Source organism: Micromonospora sp. NPDC049497, assembly GCF_044465805.1.
GTDB lineage: Bacteria > Actinomycetota > Actinomycetes > Mycobacteriales > Micromonosporaceae > Micromonospora.
The window spans coordinates 47,372-60,940 of record NZ_JBITMC010000017.1 but is presented as its reverse complement, the minus strand read 5'-3'; the positions used below and the strand labels follow the sequence as shown (position 1 = coordinate 60,940).

The 13,569-nt window shown below is 72.4% G+C and carries 13 protein-coding genes and 1 pseudogene; 8 read left to right on the top strand and 6 right to left on the bottom strand.

Going from position 1 to position 13,569, the window contains the following annotated elements:
• The first annotated feature begins 11 nt into the window (after positions 1–11).
• Positions 12–1,172 carry a hypothetical protein gene (locus ACIBR0_RS21965; RefSeq protein ID WP_396718456.1) on the top strand — a complete coding sequence of 387 codons (1,161 nt, stop codon included), beginning with the start codon at positions 12–14 and terminating at the stop codon, positions 1,170–1,172.
• Positions 1,173–1,213: 41 nt separating this feature from the next.
• Here ACIBR0_RS21965 and ligD (ACIBR0_RS21960) read toward each other — a convergent pair whose 3' ends face one another.
• Positions 1,214–2,125 carry a non-homologous end-joining DNA ligase gene (gene ligD, locus ACIBR0_RS21960; protein WP_396718454.1) on the bottom strand — a complete coding sequence of 304 codons (912 nt, stop codon included), beginning with the start codon at positions 2,123–2,125 and terminating at the stop codon, positions 1,214–1,216.
• Positions 2,115–3,056 carry a non-homologous end-joining DNA ligase gene (gene ligD, locus ACIBR0_RS21955; protein ID WP_396718453.1) on the bottom strand — a complete coding sequence of 314 codons (942 nt, stop codon included), beginning with the start codon at positions 3,054–3,056 and terminating at the stop codon, positions 2,115–2,117. Before ligD (ACIBR0_RS21955) ends, ligD (ACIBR0_RS21960) begins: the two co-directional genes overlap by 11 nt.
• Before the next feature lie 85 nt (positions 3,057–3,141).
• Here ligD (ACIBR0_RS21955) and ACIBR0_RS21950 point away from each other — a divergent pair, with 85 nt between their 5' ends.
• On the top strand, positions 3,142–4,173 hold the full coding sequence (locus tag ACIBR0_RS21950; protein WP_396718451.1) for a Ku protein: 1,032 nt from the start codon (positions 3,142–3,144) through the stop codon (positions 4,171–4,173).
• Between the two features lie 90 nt (positions 4,174–4,263).
• On the opposite strand, the gene ACIBR0_RS21945 is transcribed toward ACIBR0_RS21950, so the two are convergent.
• The gene (locus ACIBR0_RS21945) at positions 4,264–4,656 is read right to left on the bottom strand and encodes a PPOX class F420-dependent oxidoreductase (protein WP_357028614.1); all 393 of its coding nucleotides are present in this window, start codon (positions 4,654–4,656) and stop codon (positions 4,264–4,266) included.
• A 117-nt stretch (positions 4,657–4,773) separates the two neighbouring features.
• Between ACIBR0_RS21945 and ACIBR0_RS21940 the strand changes: the two genes are divergently transcribed.
• From ACIBR0_RS21940 to ACIBR0_RS21920, 5 genes and pseudogenes are all read left to right on the top strand, one after another.
• A complete protein-coding gene (locus tag ACIBR0_RS21940; RefSeq protein ID WP_396718449.1) occupies positions 4,774–5,421 on the top strand; it encodes a DUF4241 domain-containing protein in 648 nt (215 codons plus the stop codon).
• A 107-nt stretch (positions 5,422–5,528) separates the two neighbouring features.
• Positions 5,529–6,234 (top strand): annotated as a pseudogene (locus tag ACIBR0_RS21935) (FKBP-type peptidyl-prolyl cis-trans isomerase).
• Between the two features lie 185 nt (positions 6,235–6,419).
• Positions 6,420–7,244 carry a hypothetical protein gene (locus tag ACIBR0_RS21930; protein ID WP_396718593.1) on the top strand — a complete coding sequence of 275 codons (825 nt, stop codon included), beginning with the start codon at positions 6,420–6,422 and terminating at the stop codon, positions 7,242–7,244.
• Positions 7,245–7,276: 32 nt separating this feature from the next.
• On the top strand, positions 7,277–7,930 hold the full coding sequence (locus ACIBR0_RS21925) for an HAD family hydrolase (RefSeq protein WP_396718447.1): 654 nt from the start codon (positions 7,277–7,279) through the stop codon (positions 7,928–7,930).
• Between the two features lie 283 nt (positions 7,931–8,213).
• Complete coding sequence (locus tag ACIBR0_RS21920; RefSeq protein ID WP_396718445.1) at positions 8,214–9,230, top strand: NADPH:quinone reductase; 1,017 nt, start codon at positions 8,214–8,216, stop codon at positions 9,228–9,230.
• 13 nt (positions 9,231–9,243) lie between these two features.
• On the opposite strand, the gene ACIBR0_RS21915 is transcribed toward ACIBR0_RS21920, so the two are convergent.
• Complete coding sequence (locus tag ACIBR0_RS21915; RefSeq protein ID WP_396718443.1) at positions 9,244–9,663, bottom strand: DUF1801 domain-containing protein; 420 nt, start codon at positions 9,661–9,663, stop codon at positions 9,244–9,246.
• Positions 9,664–9,883: 220 nt separating this feature from the next.
• On the bottom strand, positions 9,884–11,518 hold the full coding sequence (locus ACIBR0_RS21910; protein ID WP_396718591.1) for a fatty acid--CoA ligase: 1,635 nt from the start codon (positions 11,516–11,518) through the stop codon (positions 9,884–9,886).
• A 98-nt stretch (positions 11,519–11,616) separates the two neighbouring features.
• Between ACIBR0_RS21910 and ACIBR0_RS21905 the strand changes: the two genes are divergently transcribed.
• On the top strand, positions 11,617–12,108 hold the full coding sequence (locus tag ACIBR0_RS21905) for an NUDIX domain-containing protein (RefSeq protein WP_396718440.1): 492 nt from the start codon (positions 11,617–11,619) through the stop codon (positions 12,106–12,108).
• 48 nt (positions 12,109–12,156) lie between these two features.
• Here the strand turns inward: ACIBR0_RS21905 and ACIBR0_RS21900 are convergent, their stop codons facing one another.
• Entirely contained in the window at positions 12,157–13,464 is a 1,308-nt protein-coding gene (locus ACIBR0_RS21900; protein WP_396718438.1) for a hypothetical protein, read from the bottom strand.
• Positions 13,465–13,569 lie beyond the last annotated feature (105 nt).

Below are 13,569 nucleotides of genomic sequence, written 5' to 3'. Positions count from 1 at the left end.
GGTCTGCTGTCATGCGATCAGATGGACGAAGCGGGACGCCGCGGCTGCGCCGGGGCGGGGCGGTGCTCGCGGCGCTGCTGATCGGAGCGGGACTGGTCGCGCCGGCACCCGCCTCGGGAGAGCCGCTTCCCACGACCTATCAGCCGGTGACCGCCACGGTCTGGGCCAACTCGCCCACCACCACCGCCGAGTACCGGCCCGGCGGCGGCTACACCGCCAACTCCACCGGCGGGGACGTCTTCGTCAGGCGGACCGGGACCGGGGCCTACACGGTGATCCTCGAAGGGGCGGCCACCACCGGCGGGGTCGCGCACGCCGTCGCGTACGGCGGTGGGCCGGTCCACTGCACCGTCACCGCCTGGTACCCGAGTCTCCTCGGCGGCGACGACCAACTGATCCTGGTGCGCTGCTTCGCGGCGACCGGCACCCCGACGGACAGCCGGTTCGTGGCCAGCTTCACCAGTGTGCGGCAGGTCAGTCGGGGCCGGCTGGCGTACTTCGTGACCGACCAGACGGTGCCGACGGGGGTACGGACGATCCCCAGCTCCTACCGGTACGACTCCACCGGCGGAGTGATCAGCTACGAGCGGCTGAGCACCGGCCGGTACCGCTTTCACCTGAACCCGAACCCGGACACCGAGGTCGGGTACACCTTCCCGATGACGCACGTGACGGCGCTCGGCAGCACCGCCGTGCACTGCCAGACCGGCTGGCCTGACAGTCGGCAGGTGTGGTGCGTCAACGCGGCCGGCAACCCGGTCGACGCGCTCTTCACGGTGACCTACGGCTCCCGCGTCGACCTGCTCGGTCGCGCCACCGGCCCCCGGTTCGCCAGCGGCACCCTCTACGCCAACTGGATTTCCGACGGCCGGATCAGCGGCGACGGTTACAACTCGACCGTCGGTAGCTGGTCCACCGGCGCGTCCGGCCGGCATCTCGGCACCGGCCGCTACGAGATCGCCTTTCAGGGCACGGCGACCGCCTTCGGCACCGCCCTCGCGAACGCCCACCTGGACAACCTGGAAGGCAGCCGGCCACGCGGCTGGTGCGTGGTGGCCGGCTGGGGAAGCGCTGGACCCGACACCCGGGTTCTGGTCAACTGCTACGCGTACTTCGGTGTCCCGGCCAACCTGAACGCCCGGATCTCCTTCACCACCTGGCCGGCTGGCTGACCAGCGGCCCCGCCGACGTCCAGTGACGCCGGTGGTGGTCGTCAGCCGGGCAGTTCGGGGCCGCCGTCGAGCAGGGGGGCCAGCAGGTCCCCCTGCTTCTCGACCCGCTTGAGCACCTCCGTCGCGGTGTACGGCTTCGTCGCCGGCCGCTTGCCCGCCGCTCCGGCCTCCACCTCGTCCCAGGTCAGCGGCGTCGACACCGACGGCACCGACTGGGCCCGCAGCGAGTACGGCGCCACCGTCGTCTTCGCCGCGTTGTTCTGGCTCCAGTCGATGAAGATCTTTCCCGGCCGCAGGTTCTTCGCCATCTTCGACACGATCAGCTTGGGATGCGCCTGCTCCAACTCCTGGGCGATGCGCTTGGCGTAGTCGGAAACGACATCGGACGACTGGGTGGCGCTTATCGGGCAGCAGAGCTGCATGCCCTTCTTCCCGGAGGTCTTCGGGTAGGACTCGACGCCGTCGAGAGCAAGCCGGTCCCGCATCAGCAGCGCGACCTGGCAGCACTGCTTCAGGGCGGCCGGCGCGCCCGGGTCCAGGTCGACGACCATCATGTCCGGGTGCTCGCCCACCTTCCACTGCGGCGTGTGCAGCTCCAACGCGGCGAGGTTGGCCAACCAGACCAGGGTGGGCAGGTCGTCGGCGACCACGTAGTCGATGGTCTCCCGCCCCTTGGTGGAGCCGGGGGCGGGCAGCCGCTCGGTGCGTACCCAGTCGGGGGTTGCGGCCGGTGCGTTCTTCTCGAAGAACGAGCCGCCGGTGACGCCGTTCGGGAAGCGGATCCGGGTCAGCGCCCGGTCGGCCAGGTGCGGCAGCAGCACCGGGGCGATGCGGGTGTAGTAGTCGATGATCTCGCCCTTGGTGAACCCCGCCTCCGGGTAGAGCACCTTGTCCAGGTTGGACAACTCCAGCGTGCGCCCCTCGACGTCCACCCTGAACCGGTCAGCTGGCATCGTCGACCTCCTCTGCTGGCTTGTCCGGGCGCAGGCGCAGGATCCGGGGGAACCGCAGCCGCCCGTCCGGGGTGCGCTGGCCGTACTTCACCTCCACCACCACCCGGGGAGTTACCCAGACCGCGCCACGGGCATCCTCGCGCGGCACGTCGTCCGCGAAGGGTGACGCGCCGGTGCGCAGCGGCTCCAGTTCGCGCAGCAGCTCCCGCTCGATCGCCGCGCCGATCCCGCCGCCGACCCGCCCCCGGTAGGTGAGCCGCCCGTCCGGCCGGGGCACCCCCACCAGCAACCCGCCGATCTTCCGCGCGCCCGGTCGCCAGCCGCCGACCACGAAGTCCCCGGTGACCTCCAGCTTGACCTTCACCCAGTCCGGCGAGCGCACACCCGGCCGGTAGACCGACTCGACCCGCTTGGCCATCACCCCCTCCAGGCCGTGCTCACCGGCCGCTTCGTAGGTGGCCGGGCCGTCCGGGAAGACCGGCGGCACCGCCCACCGGGCCGCGCCCAGCCCCAGGCCGTCGAGCGCCGCCCGCCGCTCGCGGTACGACCAGCCGGTGAGGTCCTCACCGCGCAACCGCAGCAGGTCGAAGATCATGTACGTGACGGGGACGGTGGCCGCCAGCCGGGCCGCCTTGGCGGCGTTCCGCACGTGCATCCGCTCGGCCAACGCCGTGAACGAGGGTTGACCGGTCTGGTTGAACAGCACCACCTCGCCGTCGAGCAGGGCGTCGTCGACCTGCTCGGCCAGCGGGATCAGCTCCGGGTACGCGACGGTGATCTCCACGCCGGAGCGGGCGTACAGGTGCTGGTGGCCGCCGGAGATGTCGGCGAGCGCCCGGACGCCGTCCCACTTGAACTCGTACGCCCAGCCGTCACCCGCCGGGAGGGGCCCGGTCATCGCGAGCATCGGCTTGAGCGGCGCGCCGGGCACGATCCGACTGTAGTAGCAGGCGGAACACCTCGCGCCCGGTTCGATCGGATGCGAGCATGGTCGATACCGGGGAAGGGAGAGCGGGATGCGGACGATCTGGAAGGGAGCGGTCTCTTTCGGGCTGGTCTCGATCGCGGTGAAGCTCTACTCCGCGACCGAGGAGAAGGACATCCGTTTTCACCAGGTGCACCGCGACGACGGCGGCCGGATCCGCTACAAGCGCACCTGTCAGGTCTGCGGCGAAGAGGTCACCTACGACGACATCGCCAAGGGCTACGACATCGGCGGCGGCGAGATGGTGATCCTGACGGACGAAGACTTCGCCGACCTGCCGCTGACCACCTCGCACGCGATCGACGTGCTGGAGTTCGTGCCGGCCGAGTCGGTCGACCCGATCCTCTACAACAAGGCGTACTTCCTGGAGCCCGACGGCGCGGCCACCAAGCCGTACGTGCTGCTGCGAGACGCCCTGACCGACTCCGAGCGGGTGGCGATCGTCAAGGTGGCGCTGCGCCAGCGGGAGCAGCTCGCCACCCTCCGCGTCCGCGAGGGCGTGCTCCTGCTCAACACGATGCTCTGGCCGGACGAGATCCGGAAGCCGGACTTCGGCTTCCTGGACGAGGACCTCAAGGTCCGGCCGCCGGAGCTGGCGATGGCCAGCTCCCTGATCGACTCGATGGCCGGCGAGTTCCAGCCGGACGCCTTCACCGACGACTACCGCGCCGCGTTGCAGGAGGTCATCGACGCGAAGGTGGAGGGCCGCGAGGTCGTCCAGCCGGAGGAGGTCGAGGCGGCCCCGGCGGCGGCGGTGGACCTGATGGCGGCCCTGAAGGCGTCCGTGGAGCGGGCCCGGGCGGCCCGCGGCGAGGAGGCGCCGGAGCGCGCCGGTGGCGGCGGCGAGCCGACGCCGATCTCGGCGGCCCGCTCGGCGCAGAAGAAGGCGGCGGAGAAGAAGGCCGCCGAGAAGAAGGCCGCGCCGAAGAAGACCGCCGAGAAGAAGGCCGCGCCGAAGAAGACCGCCGCGAAGAAGGCGGCCCCGAAGAAGGCCACCGAGGCGGAGAAGAAGCCCGCCGCCAAGAAGGCCGCCCCGAAGAAGGCCGCCCGCAAAACCGCGTGAGGTGTAAGGAAGGGCCCCCGCTTAACGCCTGCGGTAGAGGAAGGGCCCCTTCTTAACACGTCGCGTTAAGAAGGGGCCCTTCCTTGCACCTCAGCCGCGGCCGAGCTTCTGGCTGGGGCGGATGCGGACGATCACCCGTTCCTCGCCCGCCTGGCGGAACGGGTAGGTGTCCTGCCCGAGGTACTTCTTCGCCATCCGGTCGATGTGCGCGTCGGCGCCCTCGTCGACCAGCTCGGCGGTGCCCTTCACCCAGAGGGTGCGGAAGTCGTTCTCCTTGTCCACCACGGACACCGCGACCTCCGGGTTGCGGCGGATGTTCTCGTACTTCACCCGGCCCTTGGCGGTGTTGAAGATGATGTGCTCGCCGTCGGTGTCCACCCACACCGGCGTGACGTGCGGCGAACCGTCGGGCTCGACGGTCGCGACGTGGGCGAGCTGCGGTTCGGCCAGCAGGGCTAGGTCTTCATCGGTGAGGATCGCCATGTCTGCGAAGGTACCGCCGTCGGGTGAACTCCACCGGGATCTCCCGGGACCGCTCCCCGCACGGGCGTCGGGACCGGGGCGGGTACGCTCCGCCGGCCACCCGCCGAGAGGACCCCGATGCCGTACACCCCCGACCTGGACCGGCTGCTCACGCCCGGCGGACGCTGGACCGACGAGCACGGCTCGTACGTCATGGAGGTCCACCCGGTGGGTCCGGTCGTCCTGCCGTCCGGGCGGGTGATCGGTTGCGATCCCCTGGTCTGCCCGGAGTCGGAGCCGTTCACGGTCGCCGTGCCACCCGGCAGCTACCCGGCGCGGGTCTGGGTCGCCGCGGTGCTGCGGGAGGACGGCGCGGAGGTCGACCGCCGGGTCGCGGCCCTGGAGCTGGTGATCCGCGAGGCGCGGACCGTCGGCTGGGAGATGGCGGTGGCCGGCGACCAGGACATGGCCGCGCTGGACGCGGACGACTACTTCGGGTACGGGGTCGACAGCGGCACCGGCACGCTCGCCGACCCGGCGGCGATGGCGGTGCTGGAGACCTGGGACCACGACCGGGTGGAGGACGTCTTCATCGCCGGCCTGCCAGCGGACGGGCCGGTGCCCGGTCTCGTGATCGCCGAGCCCGACGGGGCGGACGGGGCCAATGTGGTGACCGTGTCGTCGGGCTGGGGTGACGGCTGCTACGGCACCTGGATCGGACGGGACGCCGACGGCGGGGTCACCTCGTTCGTGACCGACTTCATGGTGGTGCCCGACCCGCGTTAAGAAGGGGCCCTTCCTCTACCGCAGGCGTTAACGGGGGGCCCTTCCTTACATGCACGGGAAGCGGTCGGGCGGGTACCGTGTGCGTCGGCTTTCCCCCCGGCACACGGATGCCGGCCACCACCTTTCGAACAGGGAGTCGACGCCGTGAGCGAGCGTACGCAGAACCGGTCCCAGAAGTCGGAGCGGCGCCTGGCCGCCCAGCTCGCCGCGCAGAAGGCGGCCGAGGCGAAGCGCCGCCGCCAGGCGTGGGCCGGCGGGCTCGCCGGTGTCGCCGTGGTGGCCGTGCTGATCACCGTCTTCGTGATCGTCGGTCAGGGCAAGGACGACTCCACCGACCAGGCCGCGTCCACCCCGTCGGCCGGCGCGTCGGCGAGCGCGCCGGCCGGCGAGTCGGCCTCGGCCGCCCCGGCGGGCGCGGGCGCGCCGCTGCCGGCGGGCGCCGACCCGGCGCTGAACACCCAGCCGAAGGTGGAGGCGGGCAAGGGTGAGCTGACCAAGCTCGTCGTCACCCCGCTGATCAAGGGCACCGGCCCGGCGGTCAAGAAGGGCCAGACGATCACCACGAACTACGTGGGCGTGTTCTACGCCGACGGCAAGGAGTTCGACTCCTCGTGGAGCCGGGGCGAGCCGGCCAGTTTCCCGATCGGCGTCGGTCAGGTCATCCCCGGCTGGGACCAGGGCCTCGTCGGGGTCACCGTCGGCAGCCGCGTGCAGCTCGACATCCCGGCCGAGCTGGCGTACGGCAACGACGCCTCCAGCGGTCGCCCGACCGGTCCGCTGCGCTTCGTCGTGGACGTCCTCGGCGCGCAGTAATCGGCGCGGAATCTCGATCGTCGCCCTGTGACGATGCAGTTGCCCACAGAGGGCTTTCGTCCCGTCACCCCACGGCAGTAGGTTCGGCGTCACCCCGGTCGGTTCGACCGCCCGGGGTGACGATCCGACCGGACGCGGAGGTGCACGTGACGGCGCTGGACGACCCGGGGCGGACCGCCCGGCTGATGTGGACGCATTTCGAGCCGGTGCACGCGGTCACCTACTTCCATCCCCGTGCCCGGGCCGCGTACGAGGCGGTCGGGTTGCGCGGCTACTGGCGGGGCTACTTCGCCGGCCGGGCCGCTCCGCTCGGCCCGACCGGGGCCGCACCGGTGGTCGCGGCGTTCTTCAGTTTCGCCCCGCACATGGTCGCCCGGGCGCTGCCGGCGGTGTGGAGACTCGCCACGCCGGAGGAGGCGCTGCGGGCCCGGCTCACCGGTGCCGTGCAGGCGCTCGCGGAACTGACGTACGAGCTACCCGAGACGCACCTGGTCGAGGCCGCCGACCTGCTGGAGACCGCGGCCGGTGAGCTGGAGCCGGCCGGGCGGGTGCTCGGCGCGGCCAACGCCGCACTGCCGCGGGGCGAGTACCCGCTGGCCCGGCTCTGGCAGGCCGCGACAACCCTGCGGGAGCACCGCGGCGACGGGCACGTCGGGGCGCTGGTCGCCGCCGACCTCGACCCCGTGGAGATCCTCGCCTGGAAGGTGGCGCTGGGGACGTCCCCGCTGAACCTGCTCGGCCGGGGCTGGACCGAGGACCAGTGGGCCGCGGCGCGCGGCCGGCTGGCCGACCGCGGCTGGCTCACCGGCGACGGCGAGCCGACCGAGCACGGCAGGGCCGCGCACCAGGCCGTCGAGGACGCCACCGACGCCGCCGCCGCGCGGCCCTGGCTGGTCCTCGGCCCGGACCGCACCGACCGCCTGCGTGAGCTGCTGGACCCGGTAGCCCGGGCCGCGCACACGGTCATCCCGGCGGACAGTCCGATCGGCCTGCCCGCGCCGCAGAGCTGACCGTCGCGCCCCCCGTCGGGCAGGATGGGCACGTGGCGGATGCGGTGATCTTCGACCTGGACGGCGTGATCGTGGACTCGGAGCCGGTCTGGGAGGAGGTCCGGCGCGCGTACGTGGCGGCGCACGGCGGCGCCTGGCAGCCGGACACCCAGCGCCGGCTGATGGGCATGAGCACCGGCGAGTGGGCCGCCTACCTCAGCGGGGAGCTGGGCGTCGACCGGACCGCCGAGCAGGTCGCCGCCGAGGTGGTGGAGGAGATGACCCGGCGGTACGCGGCGCGCGTACCGCTCATCGACGGCGCGGACGACGTCGTGCGCCGCGTGGCCGGACGGTGGCCGCTGGGGTTGGCCAGCTCGTCGCCGACCCGGCTGATCGCGGCGGCGCTGCACGCGACGGGCCTGACCGACGCGTTCGGCGCGACCCTGTCGACGGAGGAGACCGCGCACGGCAAGCCGGCGCCGGACGTCTACCTCGCCGTCGCGGAACGGCTCGGCGTCGACCCGGCGCGCTGCGTGGCGGTGGAGGACTCCTCCAACGGCGTACGGTCGGCCGCCGCCGCCGGCATGACGGTGGTGGCGGTGCCGCACGGGTCGTACCCGCTGGACCCGGACGCCGTGAAGGCGGCTGCGGCGGTGCTCGACTCGATCGGCGACCTGACTCCGGAGACGGTGGAGCAGCTCGGCTGACGCCGGTCAGATCGACCGGCTCCGGCTCGATCGGGGCAGGTACGGCCGCTGGCGGCCGTCCGGCCCCGGCGCGTCCCCGGGTGGAACGTCGGGCTCCCCGGACGGCCGCTCGGTACTCGGGGGCTCGACGTCGCTCTCCAGCACCCTGTGTCGCATGACCCATCCCTCCCGCCGACTACCCCGTTGTACGGTTTCCGGGGCTTCCGGGATGAGCGGGGATCGGCCGGGTACCCAGCCGACGGCGCGCCGAGCCGCGCGTCGCGTCGCAGGTGAGGAGACGGGGTTGAAGGCGATCGTGTACGAGCGCACCGGCGACGCCTCGGTGCTGCAACTGGTGGATCGGCCGGTGCCCGAGCCGGGGCCCGGCGAGGTGCTGGTGCGGGTGGCCGTCTCGGGGGTGAACCCGACGGACTGGAAGGCGCGGCGACAGTGGCCGCTGCCGGCCGGCTGGCAGACCCCCGGGCAGGACGGCGCCGGGGTGGTCGAGGCGGTCGGCGAGGGCGTCGACCGGGCCCTGATCGGTGAGCGCGTCTGGCTGTGGGAGGCCGCGTGGCAACGGCCGTGGGGCACCGCCGCCGAGTACACGGTGGTCCCGGTCCGCCAGGCGGTACGCCTCGGCGACGCCTCCTTCGACCTGGGCGCCGCCCTGGGCATCCCGTTCCTGACCGCGCACCGGTGCCTGACGGCCGGGGAGTACATGCCCGACAAGTTGCACGCCGGCGCGCTCAGCGACCACGTCGTGCTGGTGCAGGGCGGCGCGGGTGCCGTCGGCAACGCGGCGATCCAGCTCGCCCGTTGGGCGGACGCCTGCGTCGTCACCACGGTGAGCAGCGCGGAGAAGGCGCAGCTCGCCGCGGCGGCCGGGGCCTCCTTCGTCATCAACTACCGGGAACAGGACGTGGTCGAGGAGGTCCGCAAGATCGCCCCCGACGGGGTCCACACCATCGTCGAGGTGGCCGCCGCCCACAACGCCGCCGTGGACGCGCAGCTCGTCCGGCACGGCGGGGCGGTGTGCGTCTACGCCGACGACGGCGGGGCGGAGGTGACGCTGCCGATCCGGCCGCTGATGGTGCACAACGCCCGCTGGCAGTTCGTCCTCGTCTACACCGAGCCCAAGGCGGCGAAGGCCCACGCGGTCAACGACGTGGCGGCGGCGGCCGCGCAGGCAGGCATCCGGGTCGGTCAGGAGGCGGGGCTGCCGCTGCACCACTACTCCCTGGAGGCGACGGCGGCGGCGCACGTGGCGGTGGAGAACGGCGTGGTCGGCAAGGTGCTGATCAGCACCACCGACGAGCGGTGACGGTGCCCCCGGGTCAGCCGGCCTGATCGGTGCGGGCCTGCGCCACCGAGGCCCGCACCAGCTCGGTCAGCACCGCGACGTCGACGTCGGCGAGGCGCTTGACGTACAGGCAGCCCTTGCCGACGGAGTGTCGGCCGAGCCGGGCGAGCAGCGCCTCCTTGTCGGGGAACTCCTCGGCCAGGTAGAGGGTGGTGGCCGTCTTCCGGGGCGAGAAGCCCACCAGAAACCAGTCCAGCTCGCGCCCGCTGGCGTAGCGCAGGTGTCGCCGCCCGAAGCCGACGATCGCGTCGCCCCACATGGTCGCCGGCTCGCCGGTGACCTCTGTCAGGACGTCACGGACGGCGTACGCGTCGGCGCGGCGGGCCTCGTCCGGCACGTCGGCCAGGAAGTCGTCGACGCTGGCGTCGGTCGGGGCGGTCTTGAGGGTGGCCATGCGGCCGATCGTATTCGGCACTTCCGACAGAACTGTCGTGAGCAGGGCGGATTTCCCCGTCGCCGGGACAGAGGCGAACAACTTTCGCAAGAATGACGGTGCGGGTCGCCCCGCAAAAAACGGGCGGCCCCGGCGCGGTGCGAACGCCGGGGCCGCCCTCTGGGGAGGGATGCTTTGAAGAGTGCCCCTACCCCCAACGGCGACGGGGTGCCGGAAAACGTTACGGCGCCGTCAGCTCCCGCACGCTGAGCCCGCCGTCGGCGTACCGGGAGCGGACCACCTTCTTGTCGAACTTGCCGACGCTGGTCTTCGGGACCGCGTCGATGACGGCCCAGCGCTCCGGCAACTGCCACCGCGCCACCGACCCGGCCAGGAACTCGCGCAGCTCCTCGGCGCCGACCGAGGCACCCTCGCGGAGCACCACCGTGGCCAGTGGACGCTCGCCCCACTTCTGGTCCGGCACGCCCACCACACACGCCTCCACCACGTCCGGGTGGGCCATGAGGGCGTTCTCCAGCTCCACCGAGGAGATCCACTCACCACCGGACTTGATGACGTCCTTCGCGCGGTCGGTGAGGGTGATGTAGCCGTCCGGCGAGAGGATGCCGACGTCACCCGTACGCAGCCAGCCGTCGCGGAACTTCTCCTCGTCCGGGACGTCGTCACCGACGTACCGCGCGGTCACCCACGGTCCCCGTACCTCCAGCTCGCCGACGGACGTCCCGTCGGCGGGCAGCGGCTCACCCAGCGGGCCGACGATCCGCGCCTCGACGCCGGCCGGCACCCGCCCCTGCGTGTAGCGGTAGCGCCAGGCCTCCTCGCCGGTCGCCCCGGCCGGCGGCCGGGCCACCGAGCCCAGCGGCGACGTCTCGGTCATCCCCCAGGCGTGGATCACCTCGATGCCGTGCCGCTCCGCGAAGGCGTGCATGAGCGCCGGCGGGCAGGCGGAGCCACCGACGATGACCTCCCGGAGCGAGGAGGTGTCCACGTCGTGGCTGTCCAGGTGGGACAGCAGGTCGTTCCAGATGGTGGGCACCGCGCCGGCCAGGGTGGGCCGCTCGGCGACGATCATGTCGGCGATCGGGGCGGCCTGGAGGAAGCGGTCCGGCATGATCAGCGACGCGCCGGAGAGGAACGCCGCGTACGGCAGCCCCCACGACATGGCGTGGAACATCGGCACGATCGCCAGCTCCCGGTCGGTCGGCGCGAGGCCGAACCCCTCCGGCATGCAGATCTGGAGCGAGTGCAGATAGATCGACCGGTGCGAGTAGGCCACGCCCTTCGGGTTGCCGGTGGTCCCGGAGGTGTAGCAGAGGGCGGCGGCGTCGCGCTCGTCCAGCTCCGGCCAGTCGTACGTCTCCGGCCGGTCGGCCAGCAGGGCGTCCCAGTGGTGTACGGCGATCCGGTCGCCGGCCGCCGCGACCAGCGGGGACGGGTCGCCGCCGCCGGTCACCACCACGTGCCGCACCGTGGTCATCTCGCCGATCACCCGGGCCAGCAGCGGGATGAGCGTCGAGTCGACCAGCACCACCCGGTCCTCGGCGTGGTTGGCGATGTAGGCGACCTGGTCCGGGAAGAGCCGGATGTTGAGGGTGTGCAGCACCGCTCCCATGCTGGGGACGGCGAAGTACGCCACCAGGTGCTCGTTGTTGTTCCACATGAACGTCGCCACCCGCTCGTCGCCGGTGACGCCGCACTCGTCCCGCAGCGCGTGGGCCAGCCGGGCCGCAGCGCGGCCGACCTCCGCGTACGTCATCCGGCGCGGCTCGGCGCCGGTCCAGGTGACGACCTCGGCCGCGCCGTGGACGGTGGCACCGTGGGTGAGGATGCGGGAGACCTGCAGAGGGGCGTCCATCATCGTGCTACGCATGGGTAACAAGCTAGTGTCGGCGGTCACAGGTTGGGAACCCCGGAAAGCCGGTCCTCCCGGCGCGAGCCTCGTAAATTGTCCGGGTGAGCATCTCCTGGGCGGACTCGTACGTCGGGCAGTTGCGCGCCCTGGCCGGTGACCGGACGCTGATGTTCGTCGGCGCCCGCGCCGTGGTCCGCGACAACGCGGGGCGGGTCCTGCTGATCCGACGCTCGGACAACGGTCAGTGGGCGATGCCCGCGGGGGCGATGGAGCTGGGCGAGTCGATCGCCGACTGCGCCGTCCGCGAGGTCCGCGAGGAGACCGGGCTGCGCGCCCTGCGGGTGTGCGCCTTCGCCCTCTACACCGGGCCGGACCGCACCCACACCAACTTGTACGGCCACACCTACCAGATCTTCACGGCGGCGTTCCGGGTCGAGGAGTGGGACGGTGATCTGACCCGGGTCACCGACGAGACGACCGACGCCGGCTTCTTCCCCCGCGAACGGCTTCCGACCCCGCTGTCGGCGAGCGTCCCGGAGACGCTCGCCGACCTGGACGTCTTCGAACAGACCAACCGGCTGATCCTCAAGTGACGCGGGCCCCGGCCGTCCGGGGACGTCCGGGGCCCGTCGTGGGGGTTCCTACGGGCGGTAGGTGGTGAACGCCTGGCGGGAGTTGTTCGCCGGGTCCAGGTCCTCGCTGGCCGACTGGACCGTGGCGGTGACGGCGACCTGTCCCTCCGGGGTGCCCGCGTCGAAGGTGACCGACAGCGGGAGGTAGTGGTACTGGTACCGCTCCACCGACGCGTAGGTGCACTCCCAGTACCAGGCACCGGTCTCCGCGTCCTGCCCGGGCGCACAGTCCCAAGCCGTGTTGCCCGCACCGCCCTCGATCGGGCGGATCGTGGGCGCGAGGGCGAGCCGCACCCGGACGTCCTGGGCCGGCCCGTCCGCGAGGTTCTCCACCACCACGCCGATCTCCACGATCTCGCCCGGACCGACCTCCTGGTCGAGGAGGACGACGTTGGTGACGGCGATGTCAGCCGGCACCGGGCCGACGTAGTGATAATTCGCATCGGACCGGGCGGGCTCGACCCGCCAGACCGGGCTCGAGCTGGTCAGGGTGCCGGGAACGGCGAAGCGCTCGTCGGCCGCACCGGGGCCGGCCCGCAGGGCGAGCGTGACGGAGGAGACCTCTTCCGGTGCGAGCGGCCCCGCCGTGCAGATCACCTGGTCCGTTCCGGTCGCACAGTCCCAGGCACCGGGGTCGCTGGCGGGGTCGCCGTCGACCGTCACACCCGCCGGCAGGTCGACGACCAGCTTCAGGTCCTGCGCGGTGCCCGTTCCGACGTTCTTGGCGGTGAACGTCGGGAGCAGTGGACCACCCTCGATCGACACGTCGGTCTCCGACCCGGCGCCGGCGGCGTCGCCCGCGCTCAGCTGGAGATCCGCGATGTCCGCGTACGTCGTCTTCAGCTGGGCGGTGTTGTTGTTGGTCGCCGACTCCCGGACGGAGGTGGAGACCGCGGCCCCGATGGTCGCGACCGTGCCGGCGGGGGCCAGGGGCAGGGAGAAGTAGATGCGCAGCGGCTCGGCCGCGCCGCCGGCCGGCACCGGGCCGTGGATGTTCGTGCAGACGAAGGTCGCGTAGTCGCACTGCCAGGACGGGTCGCCGTAGATGGCGCTCCCGGCGGGAAGCTTGAAGGCAACCGTGACGTCCTCGACCGTGGCCGTGCCGACGTTGGTGACCTCGGCACGGAGAGCCGTCACGGCCTCATTGTTCTGGGTCTTGACGGCGGTGGTGACGGGAACGAGGGCGACCTTCAGGTCGGGCCGCGGCGCGGGCCCGGCGGCGGCCGGACCGGCCGGCAGGCCGACGAGGGCGGCCGTGGAGAGGGTGAGCAGGGCGACGCCGGAACGGAACGCGCGGCGTCGAGCAGGGTGAGGCAATGGAATCCCCCGGTTGCAGAAACCGTCGCCGCCACGCCAACAGCCGGCGACGACGCCGGCCAGCGGTCCCGCACCGATCCGGGACGGCCGTCCGAGGAGCCGTCG

Coding starts and splice junctions, on each gene's coding strand:
- ACIBR0_RS21965 (WP_396718456.1), top strand. CDS start 12: ATGCGATCAGATGGACGAAGCGGGACGCCGCGGCTGCGCCGGGGCGGG.
- ligD (WP_396718454.1), bottom strand. CDS start 2,125: ATGCCAGCTGACCGGTTCAGGGTGGACGTCGAGGGGCGCACGCTGGAG.
- ACIBR0_RS21950 (WP_396718451.1), top strand. CDS start 3,142: ATGCGGACGATCTGGAAGGGAGCGGTCTCTTTCGGGCTGGTCTCGATC.
- ACIBR0_RS21945 (WP_357028614.1), bottom strand. CDS start 4,656: ATGGCGATCCTCACCGATGAAGACCTAGCCCTGCTGGCCGAACCGCAG.
- ACIBR0_RS21940 (WP_396718449.1), top strand. CDS start 4,774: ATGCCGTACACCCCCGACCTGGACCGGCTGCTCACGCCCGGCGGACGC.
- ACIBR0_RS21930 (WP_396718593.1), top strand. CDS start 6,420: ATGTGGACGCATTTCGAGCCGGTGCACGCGGTCACCTACTTCCATCCC.
- ACIBR0_RS21915 (WP_396718443.1), bottom strand. CDS start 9,663: ATGGCCACCCTCAAGACCGCCCCGACCGACGCCAGCGTCGACGACTTC.
- ACIBR0_RS21910 (WP_396718591.1), bottom strand. CDS start 11,518: ATGGACGCCCCTCTGCAGGTCTCCCGCATCCTCACCCACGGTGCCACC.